The 19,883-nt window shown below is 38.1% G+C and carries 15 protein-coding genes; 14 read left to right on the top strand and 1 reads right to left on the bottom strand.

All coding sequences use genetic code 11. From position 1 onward, the window contains the following. Positions 1–45 precede the first annotated feature (45 nt). The 13 genes from AC00Y6_RS00970 to AC00Y6_RS00910 all read left to right on the top strand — a co-directional run bounded on the left by AC00Y6_RS00970 (position 46) and on the right by AC00Y6_RS00910 (position 17,528). Positions 46–486: a low molecular weight protein-tyrosine-phosphatase gene (locus AC00Y6_RS00970; RefSeq protein WP_474488747.1), complete on the top strand. Its 441-nt coding sequence runs from the start codon at positions 46–48 to the stop codon at positions 484–486. Positions 487–524: 38 nt separating this feature from the next. Further along, positions 525–1,802, top strand: coding sequence for a dicarboxylate/amino acid:cation symporter (locus tag AC00Y6_RS00965; protein WP_474488746.1), 1,278 nt, complete (start codon positions 525–527; stop codon positions 1,800–1,802). A gap of 103 nt (positions 1,803–1,905) precedes the next feature. Continuing rightward, on the top strand, positions 1,906–2,604 hold the full coding sequence (locus tag AC00Y6_RS00960) for an SAM-dependent methyltransferase (protein ID WP_474488745.1): 699 nt from the start codon (positions 1,906–1,908) through the stop codon (positions 2,602–2,604). A 62-nt stretch (positions 2,605–2,666) separates the two neighbouring features. After that, entirely contained in the window at positions 2,667–3,812 is a 1,146-nt protein-coding gene (locus tag AC00Y6_RS00955; protein ID WP_474488744.1) for an AI-2E family transporter, read from the top strand. A 40-nt stretch (positions 3,813–3,852) separates the two neighbouring features. After that, on the top strand, positions 3,853–4,467 hold the full coding sequence (locus AC00Y6_RS00950; RefSeq protein ID WP_474488743.1) for a DUF1684 domain-containing protein: 615 nt from the start codon (positions 3,853–3,855) through the stop codon (positions 4,465–4,467). 64 nt (positions 4,468–4,531) lie between these two features. Beyond that, positions 4,532–4,909, top strand: a complete 378-nt coding sequence (locus tag AC00Y6_RS00945; protein WP_474488742.1) for a hypothetical protein — start codon at positions 4,532–4,534, stop codon at positions 4,907–4,909. Positions 4,910–5,035: 126 nt separating this feature from the next. Then, positions 5,036–5,422, top strand: coding sequence for a c-type cytochrome (locus AC00Y6_RS00940; RefSeq protein ID WP_474488741.1), 387 nt, complete (start codon positions 5,036–5,038; stop codon positions 5,420–5,422). 177 nt (positions 5,423–5,599) lie between these two features. Continuing rightward, positions 5,600–7,300 (top strand): lysine--tRNA ligase, encoded by a 1,701-nt coding sequence (gene lysS, locus AC00Y6_RS00935; RefSeq protein WP_474488740.1) that lies wholly within the window; start codon positions 5,600–5,602, stop codon positions 7,298–7,300. A 334-nt stretch (positions 7,301–7,634) separates the two neighbouring features. Next, complete coding sequence (gene gltB, locus AC00Y6_RS00930) at positions 7,635–12,149, top strand: glutamate synthase large subunit (RefSeq protein ID WP_474488739.1); 4,515 nt, start codon at positions 7,635–7,637, stop codon at positions 12,147–12,149. Then, the gene (locus AC00Y6_RS00925) at positions 12,149–13,579 is read left to right on the top strand and encodes a glutamate synthase subunit beta (RefSeq protein ID WP_474488738.1); all 1,431 of its coding nucleotides are present in this window, start codon (positions 12,149–12,151) and stop codon (positions 13,577–13,579) included. Before gltB ends, AC00Y6_RS00925 begins: the two co-directional genes overlap by 1 nt. A gap of 208 nt (positions 13,580–13,787) precedes the next feature. Continuing rightward, positions 13,788–15,722, top strand: coding sequence for a DNA topoisomerase (ATP-hydrolyzing) subunit B (gene gyrB, locus AC00Y6_RS00920; RefSeq protein ID WP_474488737.1), 1,935 nt, complete (start codon positions 13,788–13,790; stop codon positions 15,720–15,722). A 96-nt stretch (positions 15,723–15,818) separates the two neighbouring features. Continuing rightward, positions 15,819–16,610 (top strand): DUF3298 and DUF4163 domain-containing protein, encoded by a 792-nt coding sequence (locus tag AC00Y6_RS00915; protein WP_474488736.1) that lies wholly within the window; start codon positions 15,819–15,821, stop codon positions 16,608–16,610. A 69-nt stretch (positions 16,611–16,679) separates the two neighbouring features. After that, entirely contained in the window at positions 16,680–17,528 is an 849-nt protein-coding gene (locus AC00Y6_RS00910; protein ID WP_474488735.1) for a diacylglycerol/lipid kinase family protein, read from the top strand. A gap of 45 nt (positions 17,529–17,573) precedes the next feature. Here AC00Y6_RS00910 and AC00Y6_RS00905 read toward each other — a convergent pair whose 3' ends face one another. Then, complete coding sequence (locus AC00Y6_RS00905; RefSeq protein ID WP_474488734.1) at positions 17,574–18,503, bottom strand: FRG domain-containing protein; 930 nt, start codon at positions 18,501–18,503, stop codon at positions 17,574–17,576. 108 nt (positions 18,504–18,611) lie between these two features. On the opposite strand from AC00Y6_RS00905, the gene AC00Y6_RS00900 reads away from it, so the two are divergent. Beyond that, the gene (locus AC00Y6_RS00900) at positions 18,612–19,844 is read left to right on the top strand and encodes an HD domain-containing protein (RefSeq protein ID WP_474488733.1); all 1,233 of its coding nucleotides are present in this window, start codon (positions 18,612–18,614) and stop codon (positions 19,842–19,844) included. The last annotated feature ends 39 nt before the right edge of the window (positions 19,845–19,883 follow it).

The raw sequence follows: 19,883 nt of genomic DNA, 5'->3' as shown, positions 1-19,883 counted from the left end.
TTTTTTTGTTTCTTTATTTTTGCAACTTATCTAATATATTAATTAATGAAAATTCTTATGGTTTGCCTGGGTAATATTTGCAGAAGCCCACTAGCAGAAGGTATTTTGAAGTCCAAATTGGGAGAATACTATTTTGTAGACAGTGCCGGAACTATCAATTATCACGAGGGTAGCGGCCCGGATGCAAGATCTATAAAGGTTGGATTGCAAAATGGAGTTGATATATCACAGCAAAAATCCAGGCCAATCAAGGTTTCAGATCTTGATGATTTTGACCTGATTTTTTGCATGGATCGCCATAATTATAAAGATGTGCTGGCAATAGCGGGAGATGACCAAAAGGCTAAAATTAGGCTAATCCTGCAAAATGGGGAAGACGTTCCAGATCCTTACTTTGGTGGCGAGGGTGGTTTTGCTCACGTTTACAGCTTGTTAGATGCAGCTTGCGAAATTATTGCAGAAAAAATCCTCAACAATACTTTATAATTCGTAAACAATTTTAAATTTGTAAGACAAGCTTTCTTATGGATTTAGATATTGATCAAAAACCTTTAAAACCCAAAAAGTTTTATCAGTTATTATACATTCAGGTTTTATTGGCTATTGTAGTTGGTGTTTCTCTTGGTTATTTTAATCCTGCCTTGGGTGAAAAGATGAAACCTTTGGGTGATGGTTTTATAAAACTAGTGAAAATGATCATTGCGCCGGTTATATTTCTTACCGTTTCCACAGGTATCGCCGGGATGAGTGACCTGAAAAAGGTTGGGCGTATCGCAGGCAAAGCGTTCATTTATTTTTTCACATTTTCTACGCTGGCTCTTATTATAGGCTTGATTGTCAGTCACCTTATCCAGCCAGGAAAAGGCCTTAACATCGATCCTGCCAGCCTTAATGGCGCCGAGGTAGATAAATATGTCAAGGCGGCGCACGACAATTCGTTGGTTAATTTTATATTTAATATTATTCCAGAAACGCTGCTAAGTCCTTTGTCAGGAGATAATATTCTTCAGGTTTTATTGGTGGCAATCCTTTTTGGTGTGGCACTAGCGCTGACTTCGGAGAAAAGTTATCCGGTGTATGACTTTTTGCACAGCTTAACCGTCCCTATTTTTAAAATTGTCGAAATTCTTATGAAGCTGGCGCCGATTGGTGCTTTTGGTGCGATGGCTTTTACCATTGGTAAGTACGGTTTGGAGTCTCTTAAAAGCCTGGCTATGCTGGTTGGGACATTTTATATAACGTCGGCGCTTTTTGTAATACTCGTTTTGGGAAGTGTAGCGTGGTACAACGGTTTTAACATTTTTAAATTTTTACGGTATCTAAAAGATGAGATTCTTTTGGTTCTAGGCACCAGCTCGTCCGAACCTGCATTGCCAGGCCTGATGAAAAAGATGGAAAATGCGGGATGTGACAAAGGTGTTGTAGGTCTTGTAGTGCCAACCGGTTATTCTTTTAACTTAGATGGGACAAATATTTATATGACATTGGCAGCGCTATTTATAGCGCAGGCATGCAATATCCATTTAACGCTGGAGCACCAGCTGGGTCTGCTTTTGGTTGCGATGCTCAGTTCCAAAGGAGCTGCAGGTGTTTCCGGGGCAGGTTTTATAACGCTTGCGGCAACTTTGGCAGTTGTTCCCGAAGTACCCATTGCCGGAATGACATTAATCTTGGGGATTGATAAATTTATGTCAGAATGCCGCGCGCTTACCAATGTTATAGGAAATGCGGTGGCAACCGTTGTTGTATCTAACTGGGAAAAAAGACTGGATAAAGACCGTCTTAAAGAAGTTTTGAATTAAATTTGTAATCATATTTGGGAAATTATCTGGATTATCTTTTTTTAGAATGAGATAGTGGAAGATTTAGTTTGATCCCAAATCCATTTTTACAAAAATTATTTAAATGCTTTATTTACTTCCGGCTTATCTTTCAGAAAACTCACCTATAGATTATTTTGCGCCTGCAATCAAGGATATTATCATGAATGTGGATCATTATTTTGTGGAGAATGAGAAAACCGCAAGAAAGGTGATTAAGTTTTTTGCTCCTGAAAAAAAACAACCCGAACTGAAACTTTACGTTCTTGACAAATATTCTGAAACTGCAGATTTAAAAGATGCTCAGAAGTTGATGAAAGAAGGAGTGGACTTCGGTTTGCTTTCAGAGGCGGGTTTGCCCTGTATCGGCGATCCAGGGAATATCATGGTAAGATGGGCGCATGAGAATAATCTACAGGTGGTTCCTGTAAACGGGCCAAGTTCATTTGTTTTAGCGTTGATAGCAAGTGGTTTCAATGGGCAGGAGTTTACCTTCAACGGTTATCTTCCTATTGATAAAGACCAGAAAAAAAGAGAAATCCAGGCGTTGGAATCTCATCTTGCCAAAACAGGTTATACGCAAATCTTTATGGAGACGCCTTACCGCAACAATCAATTGTTTGAGGATCTCGTAAAAATCCTGAATCCCCATACCAAACTTTGTATTGCCGCCAATATCAATGATCCCAACACGGAGTTTATTAAAACCAAAAAAATATCCGACTGGCGACAAGATAAACCGGAACTGCATAAAATCCCGGCGGTTTTCCTGATTGGCAAATAACTGGCAAAAATTGGTCTGATTTTTATTAATATTGCTTAATCTTAAACTAAACACCAAAAAATATGAATCAACCTTACCCATTTTACTTAAGATTGTGCTGTATCCTTATCAGTATAGTCATTCTTGGTTTTTTAGCCATCCTTGGACAGCAGATTTTGGTTCCCATGATTTTGGGCTTGCTAATTGCCATTTTGCTAATGCCGCTTTGTCGTTTTATGGAGCAAAAACTGAAATTCCCGCGTGGGCTTTCATCTATTCTTGCAAGCATTTTAGCCTTGGTGGTTATTGCGGGCGTCATCTATATGATGTCTGTGGAAGTCGCAAAATTGGCCAATGATTGGCCTCAGTTCCAGAAACAGTTTGTAGTGCTTACCAATGATTTGCAAAGTTGGATTTCAAAAACATTTGGGGTGCGGCGTCACGATCAGTTGGAATATCTAAGTGATACCGCAAAAAAGTCTATTAGTACTGGTACCGCGATATTGGAACGCACACTGGCATCTGTAGGATATGTGTTGATGATTACAGGTTTTACTTTTCTTTTCAGTTTATTTTTTCTCATTTACAGAACCCATCTGCTCAAGTTTTTGGTAGCCAGTTTTTCCGAGACGTATCATAAAACTGTTTTTGATGTGATTGATAATATTCAATTCATGACCAAAAAATACCTGATAGGGCTTTTTCTTCAAATGATTATTGTGACCATTTTAGCGTTTATAGCTTACACAATTATCGGAATCAAATACAATTTTATGTTGGCTATTCTTACAGGAGTTCTCAACATTTTGCCTTACATTGGTATATTCACAGCGCTGCTCATTGGGGCTCTTATTACATTTGCTACATCGGGCATAAGTCATGTTTTGTTTGTAGCGATTGCCATTGTTATTATCCATGCGATAGATGGGAATATCATTATGCCACGCGTTGTGGGATCTAAGGTCAAAATCAATTCGTTGATTGTGATTATAGGCTTGATTGTCGGCGAGATGCTGTGGGGTATTGCGGGCATGTTTCTCACTATTCCTGTTTTGGCTATTATCAAAATTATCTTTGATAGGGTGGAAGGTCTCCAGTCTTGGGGCTTTTTAATGGGCGAAGATGACGAAGTACCGGTTTTCAAATCCACTTTTGACAAGTATTTTTTGGTTAAAAAGGTTAAAGTCAAAAAAGAGGTTCCACATACAGAAGAAGATTCTCAGGTTTAGAGAACCAACTATCTTTTTTAAAATAATAGAAATTATAGGGATGAGAAAATTACTATTTTTATTGTTGCTGTCTTCCGTGTTTTTAAGTGCGCAGAATAGGAAAGAGCAGGTTGCGGCCATCAAAAGCTTTCAAAAAAATTTGGATGCAGAATATCTTAATCCGAAGGAAACACCTTTGCGGGGCGATAATTTGAAGAATTTTAAAAAGCATCCGTTCTTTCCCATCAACTTGAAATATCGGGTTGTTGCCCATTTTGTTAAAACCGAAAATCCACAACCTTTTGAGATGCCAACGTCATCCGGCAAAGTCAAACATTATCAAGAATATGGGAAAGCTGATTTTGATTTAGGCGGCAAACATTATACATTGGCTATTTACCAGAGTTTGGATTTGATGAAACTTGACAAATACAAAGATTATCTTTTTCTGCCTTTTCGGGATGAGACCAATGGTAAAGAAACTTATGGCGGAGGAAAATATCTGGATCTGAAAATCCCGCAAGGTGATACGATTGTTATAGATTTCAACCAGTCTTATCAGCCTTATTGTGCTTACAACGCTTTTGATTATAATTGTCCAATTGTCCCCGAAGAAAACCGTTTGCCTGTAAAAATTGAAGCCGGTGTTAAGTATCAGGATGTTTATCATCATTAATATTTAACGTCTCTTAACAGGTCTTTTGCACAATCCTTGAAACTCATCTTTCAAATCAAAAATTATGAAAGATAAAAAAGTAGCCGGATTATGGATTGACGGCAGAAAAGCCATCGTAATCACCAATCACAATGCTCAAGAAGTTACAGATTTTGCTGTTCGGGAGATTGTAAAAGCCGATGTTCAGCAAGGGAATTCCAATGAAAATGCCGCCAATAACGTAGAGCAGACTAATAAAGTAAAGTTCTATAAAGAGATCGAAAAATTGATTACCAATAGTGTGGAGCTCTACATCACAGGTCCCGGCACATCTCAGGAAGAGTTGAGGAATTACCTTTTGGATACACCACAGTACAAAAACCTTAATATCACCTTGGGAACAGCATCTCAACAAACCGAGGAACAGGTTTTGGAGGAAATAAAAGAGCATTACAATGCGTAATTCCTATTTAATAATAGAATAAAACCGGATATATTTCCGGTTTTTTTTGTGTTTAGAATCATTGTAAATTCATTTGCCGCTGTGCATAAATATTTTAATTTCTTTAAATTTGAACAAATGTAAATTATGAAACAAATAGTATTTTCTATGTTGGTGATAGGTTTTGCTTTATCGTGTTCCAAAAAGGAACAGCCAGACAGCGGAACAGAAACTTCCACAGAAACGTCTGCTCCGACACCTGCTCCTGTGGTGGCAGATCCTGTCGCGGAAGGCAAATCCCTGATAGAAGGTGCAGACTGTCTCAGTTGTCATAAGGTGGATGAAAAGATGATCGGGCCTTCATATAAAGAAGTGGCTGCCAAATATGAAAATACACCGGAAAATGTAGAAATGCTGGCAGATAAAATTATCAAGGGAAGTTCTGGCGTTTGGGGCGATGTTCCAATGCCTGCGCACGGTTTTAGTAAAGAAAATGCAAAATTTATGGCTCAATATGTTTTGTCGTTGAAATAATAAAATAATATTGAAGTCATTAACAATAGAAAAATTAATGATATGTCTTAGGACGTATCAACAGTTAGTTGTAAATATTGTATCTTTCATCTCCTTATAATATAGAAGGCAGTTTTTTAGGCTGTCTTTTTTGATGAAAAATTGCTATTTTTGCAAGTCGAAAAAAATTGAATTAAAATGTCATTATCAGAACAGGAAATCATCCGTCGCGAAAAACTACAAAAACTGACCGATCTGGGAATCGATGCATTCCCCGCTGCTGAGTACAAAATCACAGATTCTACCCAATCTATAAAACAGGATTTTGAGGAAGGCAAGAAGGTGTTGATTGCCGGTAGGCTGATGTCCAGAAGGATTCAGGGGAAGGCGAGTTTTGCCGAGCTTCAGGATTCCGAAGGGAAAATTCAGGTTTATTTTAACCGTGACGAGATCTGTACTGGTGAAGACAAAACTTTATACAATGAGGTTTACAAACACCTTTTGGATATTGGTGACATTATCGGTATCGAAGGCGAATTGTTCAAAACCCAGGTAGGCGAGATGACCGTAATGGTAAAGAATTTTACGTTGCTTACAAAATCTCTTCGCCCGTTGCCGCTTCCAAAAGTTGATGCAGAAGGTAATGTTTTCGACGGATTTACAGATCCCGAATTGCGCTACAGACAGCGTTACGCAGATTTGGTGGTGAATCCTCACGTGAAAGAAATCTTTGTAAAAAGAACAAAACTGTTCAATGCAATGAGGACTTTCTTCAATGATGCAGGGTATTTTGAAGTGGAAACGCCAATTTTGCAGGCAATTCCTGGTGGAGCTGCGGCTAGGCCTTTCATCACGCATCACAACGCTTTGGATATTCCTTTGTATATGAGGATCGCCAATGAATTATATCTCAAAAGACTGATTGTTGGTGGTTTTGACGGTGTTTACGAGTTCTCAAAAAACTTCAGAAATGAAGGGATGGACAGGACACATAACCCGGAATTCACCGCGATGGAAATCTATGTGGCTTACAAAGATTACAATTGGATGATGGATTTCACCGAGAAATTGTTGGAGTTCTGTGCCACTTCGGTAAATGGATCTGCGGAATCAACTTTCGGGGAACATAAAATCAGCTGGAAAGCGCCTTATCCAAGGGTTTCTATGACAGAAGCAATTCAAAAATTTACAGGTTTTGATATTACGGGAAAATCCGAACAAGAGTTATTCGACTTTGCAAAATCAATCGGAATTGAAGTGAATGAAACGATGGGCAAAGGGAAATTAATCGATGAGATTTTTGGTGAAAAATGTGAAGGCAACTTCATTCATCCAACTTTTATTACCGACTATCCTGTGGAAATGTCGCCTTTGACCAAAAAACACAGAAGCCAGGAAGGTTTGACGGAGCGTTTTGAATTGATGGTTTGCGGAAAAGAAATCGCCAATGCCTATTCAGAATTGAATGACCCCATCGACCAAAGACAGCGTTTCGAACATCAGTTATTGTTGTCGGAAAAAGGTGATGATGAAGCAACAGGATTTATTGATGAAGATTTCTTGCGGGCGTTAGAATACGGGATGCCTCCAACGTCTGGCTTAGGAATAGGGATGGACAGGTTGATTATGTTTTTGACCAACAATCCGTCCATTCAGGAAGTGTTGTTCTTCCCGCAAATGAGACCGGAAAAATCAGTACCAAAAGTGGAGTTGGGAGAAGATGAAAAATTAATCGTTGAAATCCTCAGTTCCCAAGAAGAACCAATAGAACTGAACGAAGTGAAAACTCGTTCCCAGCTTTCCGGAAAAAAATGGGACAAGGCGTCTAAAACATTAACCAAAAACAACTTGGTAAAAGTTGAAAAAATTGATGATGTCTTATTAATGAAATTGATTTAATCATCAATCAAAACATATAATCAAATCCTGAAATTATTTTTCAGGATTTTTTTTATTGTAATATCTGGTGATTTTAAATTTCATTATTTGTTAAAAAATGCATTTTTGAAATCAGACCCCTTTTATTTTGTTGTTTAATATTAATATTTATTTAAATCATTAAAATTAACCCTTTCTATTTTGGCGTTGTAGCTTATTTTTTAATATTTATTCGTTATTTTAAACTTATCTAAATAACATTAAAAAATCTTTATTAACAAATTATTAATAATTAAATATTGTTTTTAATGATATAAATTCATATAATTGTTAATAGTATTAAATATTTAACAAAATGAGTATTGGTAATGAAGTTGAAAATGAAGGATTATACAGTCCCGAATTTGAGTTCGATTCCTGCGGTGTTGGTTTCGTGGCTAATATAAAAGGTATAAAAAGTTTCAAAATTATCAGCGACGCTATTACAATGCTCGAGAATATGGAGTATCGTGGCGCTACAGGATACGAAAGTAATACGGGCGATGGTGCTGGTTTGCAAATCCAGATTCCACACGAGTTGTTGTATGATGAGGCGCTTAATTTTGGTTTCGATTTGCCGGATCCGGGTGATTACGGTGTGGGAATGTTATTTTTTCCTCAGAATAATTTCATAAGAGAAGAATGCAAAGAGATTATCGAGCAGTCGGCGGATAAGCTCGGGCTCAAGATTTTGGGTTATCGCCCCGTTCCCGTCAATAATATCGACTTAGGAGATTTGGCGAAAAGTGTAGAACCTGTGATGGAAATGCTTTTTGTGGAACGCCCTTTTGATGTAGAAACCGATAAAGATTTTGAAAGGAAACTCTTTGTTTTCCGCAATTATATCTCGCATCAGATTACAAGTGTAACCAGCAATGACCCGATTGGTTTTTATGTCGCTTCTTTTTCTTGTAAAAAGTTGATCTACAAAGGGCAATTGCGTTCTGTTCAGATTCGTAATTATTTCAAAGATTTAACGAATCCTAAAACCCGTTCTGCGTTTGGGATGATTCATTCCCGTTTTGCGACCAATACTTCTCCAACTTGGAGTCTGGCGCAGCCATTCCGTTTTTTGGCGCATAATGGCGAAATTAATACAATTGGCGGCAATCTTAATTGGCTGAAATCTTCTGAGAAAACCTTCTCAAACCCCAACTTTACACCTCAGGAGATGGATATGATTTTGCCGTTGACAAAACCCAATCAGTCCGATTCTTCTTATCTCGATAATATGGTGGAATTACTCTATCATTCTGGGCGGTCTTTGCCGCACACAATGATGATGCTGATTCCCGAAGCTTGGGATGGGAACACTCAAATGGAGCAATACAAAAAAGATTTTTATGAATTCCACGCCTGTATGATGGAACCTTGGGATGGTCCGGCTTCCATTTCTTTCACGGATGGCGAAATGATTGGTGCAACTTTGGACAGGAACGGCCTTCGACCTTCGCGATATTGTGTAACCTCGGACGATTTGGTGATTATGGCATCGGAATCGGGAGCTTTGCCTGTCAATCCGAAAAATGTCATCAAAAGAGGCCGCCTTCAGCCGGGAAAAATGTTCTTGGTGGATATGAAAAAAGGCGTTATCGTAAGTGATGACGAACTTAAAAAAGAGATATGTTCCTCCCAGCCTTACCGCGATTGGCTTGATAAAATGAATATCCATCTTGAGGAATTGCCAAAACCAAAAATCAGGTTTAATAAACTTCAGTCCGAAGATATTTTCAAATACCAGAAAGCTTTTGGTTATTCCAGAGAAGATTTGGATAAGATCATCAAAGAAATGGCGGTTCACGGCAAAGAACCGATTGGCTCAATGGGTTACGATGCACCTTTAGCTGTTCTTAGTGAGAAGCCGCAGCATTTTAGTTCTTATTTCAAGCAATTATTTGCGCAGGTTACAAATCCACCAATCGACCCGATTCGGGAGAAATTGGTGATGTCATTAACGACAATTATTGGCGGAAATGGGAATCTTCTGGAAGATGATAAAAACTTCGCCCATTCCATCAAGTTAGAACATCCGATTCTTAATAATGAACAATTAGAAAAACTCAGAAGTGTTGACACGGGGAAATTCCAGTCAAAAACGATTTATACTTATTTTAAATCCGACGAGAAAGAAGGTAGTTTGAAAAAAGCTTTGGACAGGATTTGCCGTTATGCGATGGATGCGGTGGAGGATGGTTTTGAGGTGATTATTTTGTCTGACCGTTCATTGGATTCCCAACACGCGTCTATTCCTTCTTTGTTGGCCTGCTCGGCTGTTCATCACCATTTGATAAGAAAAGGTGTAAGAAGGAGAGTAGGTTTGGTGATTGAAGCCGGCGATGTTTGGGAAGTTCATCATTTTGCGAGTTTGCTTGGTTTTGGAGCGACCGCGATTAATCCTTATCTGGCTTTAGCAAGTATCCGTCAAATGTTTTTTGATGGTGAGTTTGGGGAAGAAACGGATTTGGAATTACTTAAATACAATTATAAAAAAGCTGTGGGAGATGGATTGTTAAAGATTTTTTCCAAAATGGGGATTTCGACTTTGCAGTCCTATCACGGGGCGCAGATTTTTGAAATTATCGGTCTCAATAAGCCTTTGGTCAATACTTGCTTTACAGGCGCTACGTCCAGAATTAACGGGATTGGTTTTGATGAAATTGCAAAAGAAGCTTTGGCAAAACATTATCAGGCTTTTGAAAAAGATTCCGCATTTGGGATTCTGGATTCTGGCGGGATTTACCAATGGCGAAAAGACAGCGAATATCATCAGTTCAATCCTCAATCCATTCATTTGCTGCAACAGGCAACCTGGAATGACAATTACGAAACGTTCAAAAAATATTCCCGTGCAGTTAATCGTCAAACCGAAAATGCGTCTTTGTTAAGAGGCTTGTTGGAGTTTAAAAATGACCGTCCATCGATTCCTTTATCAAAAGTTGAACCTATTGAACATATCCTGAAACGCTTTGCGACCGGAGCAATGTCTTTTGGTTCGATTTCCTGGGAAGCGCACACGACTTTGGCAATCGCAATGAACCGAATTGGTGCCAAAAGCAATACCGGAGAAGGAGGCGAAGATGAAAACCGATATATCATTAATGAAAACGGCGACAGCTTGCGTTCATCAATCAAGCAAGTTGCTTCAGGTAGATTTGGAGTGACAGCGAGATATTTGGCGGAAGCAGAAGAGCTTCAAATCAAAATGGCTCAAGGTGCAAAACCGGGTGAAGGTGGCCAATTGTCTGGCGAAAAAGTAGATTCTTGGATTGGAAAAACACGACATTCTACGCCGGGAGTTGGTTTGATTTCGCCACCGCCGCATCACGATATTTATTCTATAGAAGATTTGGCGCAGTTAATTTTCGACTTGAAAAATGCCAACCGCCATGCGAGGATTTCGGTTAAACTGGTTTCGAAAGCCGGCGTTGGAACCATTGCTTCGGGTGTGGCAAAAGCTAAAGCTGACCATATTTTGATTTCCGGTTATGATGGCGGAACGGGTGCTTCGCCTTTGGGTTCGGTTCGTCATACGGGATTGCCTTGGGAATTAGGATTGGCGGAAACACATCAGACTTTGATTAAAAATAAATTGCGTCAACGGGTGACAGTTCAGGTGGATGGGCAAATGAAAACTGGCCGTGATCTGGTAATGGCAACATTGTTGGGCGCGGAAGAATGGGGAATTGCGACTTCTGCCTTGATTGTGGAAGGTTGTATCCTGATGAGAAAATGCCATCTTAATACTTGTCCGGTCGGGATTGCGACGCAGAATGAAGAATTAAGAAAGAAATTTAAAGGGAGACCGGAGCATTTGGTGAGTTATTTTACCTTTTTAGCAATGGAAGTTCGGGAAATAATGGCAAGTCTTGGTTTTAAAACGATTGATGAAATGGTCGGTCAATCTCAATGTCTGGAAAAGAAAAAAGAAATCAAATTCTGGAAACATCAGAATATTGATTTGAGTCAGCTGCTTTTCAAGATGGAAACGGATTTGCCAATCGTTAAGGCAGAAGATCAGGATAATGGTTTGGATGAATCGCTGTCTTGGAAAATGTTGGAGGCTTCGAAGCTCGCTTTGGAGAATAATGAAACAGTAGAGGCTGCTTTCCCTATTAAAAATACAGACCGTACGGTTGGTACAATTCTCTCGCACGAACTCACGAAAATTTACCATTCTGACGGGATGCAGGAAGATGCTTTGAAATTTAATTTTAAAGGAACGGCAGGGCAAAGTTTTGGTGCTTTTTGTAATCAAGGAATAACGATGATTCTGGAAGGTGATGCGAACGATTATTTTGGTAAAGGTTTATCAGGTGCGAAACTGGCTGTTTTTCCTGATGAAGAAGCGGTCATTAAAGCCAATGAAAATAGCATTATTGGAAACGTTGCTTTGTACGGTGCGACATCAGGTAAGGTTTTTATCAACGGAATGGCAGGTGAAAGATTCTGTGTACGTAATTCTGGCGCAACGGCTGTTGTAGAAGGAATTGGTGATCACGGCTGCGAATATATGACTGGCGGAACGGTTGTGATTTTGGGTGAAGTTGGAAGGAATTTTGGAGCCGGAATGAGTGGTGGAATTGCCTATGTGTGGGATGTTGATAGAAATTTGGATAAAAATTTTAACCCGGATATGGCAGATTTGGAAATGTTGACGGATAAGGATAAAAATCTGGTTTTTGCCTTGATTCAGGAGCATTTTGAAATGACAGGAAGCCACTTGGCAGAATATCTCTTGAGTGATTTTGAGAATAATCTGAAACACTTTATCAAAGTTTATCCACGTGAATATAAAAGAGTAATGGAAAATCAAATAAATGCAATGAAATAATGGGAAAGACAGATGGTTTTTTGATATATGAAAGGAGTTTGCCTGCAAAATTTCCGGTTTCGGAAAGGCTGCAAAATTATAAGGAATTTTATGAACCCACTTCTGAAAAGCTCCTGCACGAGCAGTCTGCAAGATGTATGGATTGCGGTGTTCCGTTTTGCCAAAGCGGTTGCCCGCTGGGTAATGTGATCCCAGAATTTAATGAGGCGGTTTATAAAAAACAATGGGAAAAAGCGTATGATATTTTAACGTCCACCAATAATTTTCCTGAATTTACTGGTAGGATTTGTCCTGCACCTTGCGAAGGCGCTTGTGTTCTGGGTATTAATAACCTTCCGGTCGCAATTGAGGAAATTGAAAAAAATATTATCGAAATTGCTTTTGAGCAGGGTTTTGCAAAGCCTAGAATTCCTGAATCAAGAACGGATAAAAAAGTCGCTGTTGTGGGTTCTGGGCCTGCCGGTTTGGCGGCAGCTTATCAACTGAATCAGGCTGGTCATCAAGTAACGGTTTTTGAGAAAGATCCTGAGATTGGCGGTTTGCTGAGGTTTGGTATCCCGGATTTTAAGCTGGATAAAAATATTGTGGAACGCCGCGTCCAATGGATGCAGCAGGAAGGTGTCAAATTTAAAACTAATGTGAATGTTGGTGTCAATTATTCGGTTGAAGAATTGAACCGGAATTTTGATGCAGTTGTTTTGGCTTTAGGAAGTACGGTTCCAAGGGATTTGATGATCCCAAACCGCGATGCAAAAGGGGTTCATTATGCGATGGATTTTCTTGTTCAGAATAATAAAAAAGTAAGCGGAATTGATTTTAATGAAGAAGAACTCAACGTCAAAGAGAAAAAAGTAGTCGTCATTGGCGGTGGAGATACCGGTTCGGATTGTATTGGGACTTCTAATCGTCAAGGTGCTGAAGTGGTTTATCAGATTTATTATAAGCCAATACAGCCAACGCAACGTGATGAAACGATGCCTTGGCCAACGATGCCGATGACGTTGCAGGTAACATCTTCTCACGAGGAAGGTTGTGAAAGGAAATGGTCTGTCAATTCCAAAGAATTTGTGAAGGATGAAAACGGGAATCTTGTCGGTTTGCGCCTTGTGGAAGCAGAATGGACCAAAGATGCCGATGGAAAATGGAATCTCTACACAGAAAAACCCAATTCAGAATTTGTTATCGAATGTGATTATGCTTTTATTGCTCTTGGTTACACACATGTGGAGCAAAAAGGCTTGGTGGAAGCTTTGGATATCCATCTTGATCCGAAAGGAAATCTTATTGGGAACAATAAAGAATTCAGGACCAATCAAACCAAATATTTTTCTTGTGGTGACGCTAGAAAAGGGCAAAGCTTGGTAGTTTGGGCCATTGCGGAAGGTCGCGATTGTGCAAAAAAAGTAGATGATTTTCTTAAAACACGTTAAATGTCAATGATAATAATTATTAGGAATCGAGCTATGCAGCTCGATTTTTTTGCTTCAGGATTTACGAACATTCCTGTTGAAAAGTTGATGTTGTTGAGTAATTATAGGACTTTCGTATTTCGATTATTTTGACGATATTTGTAAGCATTTTTAATAGAATTTAAATATAAAAGCAAGAGGCATTATGCGGATTGCAAATAGCTAAAATATGAGTCAAAAACAATATACAGCAAGCAGTATTCAGGCATTGGAAGGGATGGAGCACGTACGTATGCGCCCTTCGATGTACATTGGTGATGTTGGGGTAAGAGGTCTCCACCATTTGGTTTATGAAGTCGTGGATAACTCTATTGATGAAGCCTTGGCAGGATATTGTGATACAATTACCGTTTCTATAAAAGAAGGCAATGGTGTAGAAGTGACCGATAACGGCCGTGGTATCCCTGTCGATTTTCACGAGAAGGAGCAAAAGTCAGCGCTTGAAGTGGTAATGACTAAGATTGGAGCTGGAGGTAAGTTTGATAAAGATTCCTATAAAGTTTCCGGTGGTCTTCATGGTGTTGGTGTTTCCTGTGTGAATGCATTGTCCAACGAAATGGTAACTACGGTTTATAGAGATGGCAATGTTTATCAACAGGTTTATTCCAAAGGTAAAGCTCAAACCGAAGTTGAAGAGATTGGCCACAGTGATAAAAGAGGAACCAAACAGTTTTTTCAGCCGGATGATACCATTTTTACCGAGCTGGTTTACAACTATGATACTTTAGCGAGCCGCTTGAGGGAGTTGGCCTATCTTAACAAAGGCATCAATATTACTTTGACTGATGAAAGAGAAAAGCTGGAAGATGGGACTTACAGGACAGATACTTTTCATTCCGAAGGTGGATTGAAAGAATTTGTTGAGTTCATCGATGGTAACCGCGAATCTATTATGGAGCATGTGATCTTTATGGAAGGCGAGCGCGATGATATTCCGGTAGAAGTGGCGATGCGTTACAACACGTCTTTCAACGAGAATCTGCATTCTTATGTTAATAATATCAATACACATGAGGGTGGAACACACCTTGCAGGTTTCAGAAGAGCATTGACAAGAACGCTTAAAAGATATGCGGATGAGCTTGGGCTTCCTGCAAAAGAAAAAGTAGAAGTTACCGGAGACGATTTCCGCGAAGGTTTAACGGCTGTGATCTCTGTAAAGGTGATGGAACCTCAGTTTGAAGGTCAGACTAAAACCAAATTAGGTAACTCCGAAGTTTCTGGGGCGGTAGATAAAATCGTGGGCGAAATGCTAACCAACTTCCTAGAAGAAAATCCTTTGGAAGCGAAGCAAATTGTGCAAAAAGTGGTTTTGGCGGCAAAAGCTAGACAAGCGGCTAAGAAAGCCCGCGAAATGGTTCAGCGCAAATCACCGATGGGCGGATCTGGTCTTCCAGGAAAACTGTCGGATTGTTCTTCCAAAGATCCTGCGATATCAGAACTCTTTTTAGTGGAGGGAGATTCCGCAGGTGGAACCGCAAAACAAGGCCGTGACCGTCATTTTCAGGCTATTCTTCCCTTGAGAGGTAAAATCCTGAATGTTGAAAAGTCAATGCTTCACAAGGTATACGATAACGAGGAAATCAAAAATATCTATACAGCGTTGGGCGTTTCCGTAGGAACTGAAGAGGACTCCAAAGCGTTGAATATGGCAAAACTCCGTTATCATAAAATCGTGATTATGACAGATGCTGATATCGATGGTTCCCACATTTCTACTTTGATTTTGACATTCTTCTTCCGTTATATGAAGGAGATGATTGAGAATGGTTACATTTACATTGCTCAGCCACCTTTGTATCTCCTGAAAAAAGGAAATAAAAAAGTCTATGCTTATAACGAAAAAGAACGTGAAGAGTTTACTCTGGAAATGTCACCTGACGGAAAAGGTGTAGAAGTGCAACGTTACAAAGGTCTTGGTGAGATGAACCCGGAACAGCTTTGGGAAACAACCCTAAACCCGGAACACAGAATCCTAAAACAAGTGACGATTAACAATGCAGTGGAAGCTGATTCTACATTCTCTATGCTAATGGGCGATGAGGTACCGCCAAGACGTGAGTTTATAGAGAAAAATGCTGTCTACGCAAGGATTGATGCATAACATATCAAAATAAATTGATAAATATAAAGACCTTCCATATTTTGGAAGGTTTTTTGTTATCACAGTAGATATTTTAAAATTATAAAAACATAGTATATGAAAAATTTAGTTAGTGTTTTGGCGGTCGCTCTATTATTAGCGTCATGCGAAAAAAAGACTACGGCAACCGTGAAAGGAGGAACAGCGGATAGTACATCTGCAGCTAAAGAATTGGTAATAGATTCTGTTCGTGTTAATGATTCTGTATCTGTCAGCAAAAATCTGACTGCAGCTTTTAATAAAAAAGTACTGGTTTTTCCTGGTATCACAAACAAAACGGTGTTGGATAGTATCTATAAAAATGCATCCTTAGAAACAGCGTCTTTTGATGCTAACGGATTAAAAACTGCCTTGGAAAAAACCATGAAAGATAGTTTTGATAAAACAAAAAGTGGGATGAAGGACTTTGCACCTTCTTTCAAACAGACTTGGGACGATACCTCTGCGATGAAAATGATTTCCAATCAAGATAATCTATTAACGATACAATATACCGCAAGTGGCTATACCGGAGGTGCTCATGGTTATTATTCGGAGAGCTACAAAACTTTTGATTTAAATACCAATAAAGTTTTAACACAAGACGATATCTTCAAAAATCCTGCAGACCCAGCATGGAGTAATATTATGATGAGTCATTTCACGAACAAAGATCAAAAGGAAATGTTGTTAGTCGATAAAATCCCTTTGAATAATAACTTTTACTTCGATAATCAAAAGATTACATTTGTCTATAACCAATATGAAGTGGCAGCTTATGCAGCCGGTGTGGTTCCAATTACTCTTAAATTTGATGAGATAAAAGACAAATTGAAACCTGAGTTTTTGAAAAGATTCAATATCAAATAGTTTTCAAAAAAAATATTAGCAAAGAAAATACTCTGAAGTCCCAGAGTATTTTTTTATTTTTGAGGCCATATGAGAGCTGCATTTATTATCAACCCTTTTTCTGCTAAAAAAAACTACCAGCCTTTTCTGGACAGCCTTTGCAGGAAGATAGAACAACCGCTTTATCTGATTTCTCAATCGCTGGAAGATACAGATCGTTTTATCAATGAGAATTGGGATAATGTAGATGTGTTTGTGGCTGTTGGTGGTGATGGTACCATCTCTGTCGTGGCGCAAAAGCTCATTAATACAGAAAAAATACTGGCGGTTTTCCCAGCTGGTTCCGGAAATGGATTTTCCAATGAAACCAATTTTAATAAAAATTTGGATCTTTTGTTGGAAAAAATAAAAATCCAAAAATCCCGTGAGATTGACACCTTTACCGTTAATGAACATTTTTCCATCAACGTTTCAGGAACGGGGTTTGATGGCAAAGTGGTGAAAGAATTTGAGAAGACCAACCGTGGTTTTAAGAATTATATTAAGGTATCCATCAAAACATTTTTCAATTATAAACCAATTAAGATCAAGTTTCTGCAGGAAGAATACCGGTCCTACAACGGCAAATACCTGATGCTGAATATCGCAAATACCAGGCAGTTTGGGAACAATGCCTACATTGCGCCTATGGCGAGCAAAAGTGACGGTTTGGTAGATTTGGTTTTGGTTAAGAAATTCCCTTTGACCTATTCGCCTTTTTTTGCATTCAGGATGTTTACAAAACGTCTGAAAGACGATGATTATGTGACTTACCTTCCTGTATCCGAAATCGAGTTTAAAGTCAATACAAAAACCTGGCATATTGATGGCGAGTTTAAGAAAATCAAATCCCCGATTCACATCAAAGTGTTGCCGAAGAGTTTGAGGATATTGGTTTGAAAATTATAATTCTTGAATATTTTATTTCTTAAAAATATGCAAAGATTAATTATAATCTTGATTTTGTAGTAAATGAATAATTGCTTCCGAATTATTAAAATATTCTTGAGAATATTTATTTTTTATACTTTTTCCCAATCCATCTAGACCTGGATAGATAGTGTTTTCATTTACTCCTAATAAGGATAATTCTTTTAACATATTCTTTTTACAGTCTTTTTCGATTGTAATGCTATTTAAAATGTTAGAATTATTCATTTCTGAGAATCCATTAATCTCATTTCCAAATATAGTAAAACATCCGGACTGAGATTGAATTCTATCATCAATGAATGGAGGGTAAATTGCTAAAGGAAAATATGATTTTTCGTCTTCTGTATTATCATTTGAAAAATCCATTAGAAGATAACGTCTAGAGATTTCTGTGATCCTAAATTTTCCTTCTTTGTTGAATAAATTTTTCTTTTTGAAATTATTATCTAAACTTGGAATTATTTTGCAATTTTTTTCACTTCCTAAAATTCTTTGAAATGTAATGTTATTTAATTCAAATGGATTTAAAATCCAAATACGTCCATCATTTTTTTCATTGGAGCTAATTGCAAAATACAATGCTATTAATGCGTTTTCCGTCCAATCTAATAATCTCGTAGATATTCCGTAATGCTGTTTCAAAAAATACCTATTTGCAAAATTATTTTTCACTTTATTATCTTTTAAATATTTGAAAGACTTTCTAAAATACTCAGCATCAATATTTGCCTCAATAGATTTAATGTTTTTTGAGAAAAAACGCTTATTTTTTATATTTTTTAATGTATCAGATATCTCTCTATACTCATTAGGAACTAAAGGTGATGAATAGTCAGTATTAGATTCACCTCTAAACCAATAAATTTGTTCTGAACTTTCTTGGTTTGATGTTATTTTTATCACTTGTTCTATAAATTGACTTACATTTTTAATTTTGTTCATAGAGAAAGTTTTTTAAATTCAAATTTACAAATCAAATTTAATATCATAAATTAATTCTTAACCCTTAATTTTTTGATTTAAAAACCAATTAAAAATCCCTATTTTTGTATGAATCATCAACTATTAAAGGTGCAAAACAAACTGAAAATCATCAACGATCCGGTTCACGGATTTATAAAAATTCCTCACGAGATTCTCTTTGATGTTATAGAACATCCCTATTTCCAAAGGTTGCGCCGGATTTCCCAAACAGGGCTTTTGTCCCTTATTTTTCCGGGTGCCAAACATACCAGGTTTCACCATGCCCTTGGCGCCATGAATCTCATGTTCAAAGTATTGGAAACGCTGAAACTGAAAGGCGTAAAAATATCAAAAGATGAGGAAAAGGCAGCCATGCTGGCAATTTTGCTCCACGATATTGGGCACGGCCCATTTTCCCACGCTTTGGAAAATATGCTGATGGATGACTGGCATCATGAGAAAATTTCCATTTTGCTGATGAACAGACTTAATAAAGAGTTCAAAGGAAAACTGGATTTGGCAATAGAAATGTTCCAAGGAAAATATCACAGACCATTTTTTAACCAATTGATTTCCTCCCAATTAGATGTTGACAGGATGGATTATCTTAAACGTGACAGTTTTTACACAGGTGTTACAGAAGGCAGCGTGAATGTGGAAAGGATTATTTCTATGATGAACGTGAGTAATGAAGAGCTGGTGATTGATGCAAAGGGGATTTATTCGGTTGAGAATTATTTGACCGCAAGGATGTTTATGTATTGGCAGGTTTACTATCACAAGACAGCAGCTTTGGCAGAGCATATCCTGGTTCAGATTTTAAATCGAGCCAAGTATCTGGTATCCCAAAATGTTACTCTGGATGCACCTTCCAACCTCAAGTATTTTTTGATTAAAAACCATTTTGAGGAGGCGACAGAAGAAGATATCAGACGATTTACATTGTTAGATGATATGGATGTCTATCAGGCGATTAAAGAATGGGCAAACCATGACGATTTTATATTGGCAAGGTTGTGTAAAGTTGTAATTTATAGGGATTTTCCGAAAAGTATTATTTCGTCCAAACCTTTTTCCGAAGAGTTGATTAAAGAAAAAATCTTGCAAACGAATAATCATTTCAATATAGATAATGGTGAGGAATTAGTTGGTCAGATCTCAAGGAGCTTACTGCCATATGATACTGAAAAGCAACCTATTTGTTTGCTTGAAAAATCCGGTAAGACATTGAAGCTGGAAGAATCCGAAAACCAGATCCTTTTTGGATGTATGGAGACCGCAACCAAGAAGTATATCCTGTATTACCCAAGAGAGATTTAATTGTTAATGATAAAAATTAACGGATAATTAATAAAATAT

This window comes from Epilithonimonas sp. (genome assembly GCF_056329745.1).
Note: the sequence above shows the minus strand (reverse complement) of the source record. Positions and strands in the feature narration are given on the sequence as shown.

Excerpts from the sequence above, each read along its gene's own strand:
- gltB (WP_474488739.1), top strand. The coding sequence starts at position 7,635 with ATGAGTATTGGTAATGAAGTTGAAAATGAAGGATTATACAGTCCCGAA.
- lysS (WP_474488740.1), top strand. The coding sequence starts at position 5,600 with ATGTCATTATCAGAACAGGAAATCATCCGTCGCGAAAAACTACAAAAA.
- AC00Y6_RS00910 (WP_474488735.1), top strand. The coding sequence starts at position 16,680 with ATGAGAGCTGCATTTATTATCAACCCTTTTTCTGCTAAAAAAAACTAC.
- AC00Y6_RS00900 (WP_474488733.1), top strand. The coding sequence starts at position 18,612 with ATGAATCATCAACTATTAAAGGTGCAAAACAAACTGAAAATCATCAAC.
- AC00Y6_RS00940 (WP_474488741.1), top strand. The coding sequence starts at position 5,036 with ATGAAACAAATAGTATTTTCTATGTTGGTGATAGGTTTTGCTTTATCG.
- AC00Y6_RS00950 (WP_474488743.1), top strand. The coding sequence starts at position 3,853 with ATGAGAAAATTACTATTTTTATTGTTGCTGTCTTCCGTGTTTTTAAGT.
- AC00Y6_RS00915 (WP_474488736.1), top strand. The coding sequence starts at position 15,819 with ATGAAAAATTTAGTTAGTGTTTTGGCGGTCGCTCTATTATTAGCGTCA.
- AC00Y6_RS00905 (WP_474488734.1), bottom strand. The coding sequence starts at position 18,503 with ATGAACAAAATTAAAAATGTAAGTCAATTTATAGAACAAGTGATAAAA.
- AC00Y6_RS00960 (WP_474488745.1), top strand. The coding sequence starts at position 1,906 with ATGCTTTATTTACTTCCGGCTTATCTTTCAGAAAACTCACCTATAGAT.
- AC00Y6_RS00925 (WP_474488738.1), top strand. The coding sequence starts at position 12,149 with ATGGGAAAGACAGATGGTTTTTTGATATATGAAAGGAGTTTGCCTGCA.
- gyrB (WP_474488737.1), top strand. The coding sequence starts at position 13,788 with ATGAGTCAAAAACAATATACAGCAAGCAGTATTCAGGCATTGGAAGGG.
- AC00Y6_RS00955 (WP_474488744.1), top strand. The coding sequence starts at position 2,667 with ATGAATCAACCTTACCCATTTTACTTAAGATTGTGCTGTATCCTTATC.
- AC00Y6_RS00945 (WP_474488742.1), top strand. The coding sequence starts at position 4,532 with ATGAAAGATAAAAAAGTAGCCGGATTATGGATTGACGGCAGAAAAGCC.
- AC00Y6_RS00970 (WP_474488747.1), top strand. The coding sequence starts at position 46 with ATGAAAATTCTTATGGTTTGCCTGGGTAATATTTGCAGAAGCCCACTA.
- AC00Y6_RS00965 (WP_474488746.1), top strand. The coding sequence starts at position 525 with ATGGATTTAGATATTGATCAAAAACCTTTAAAACCCAAAAAGTTTTAT.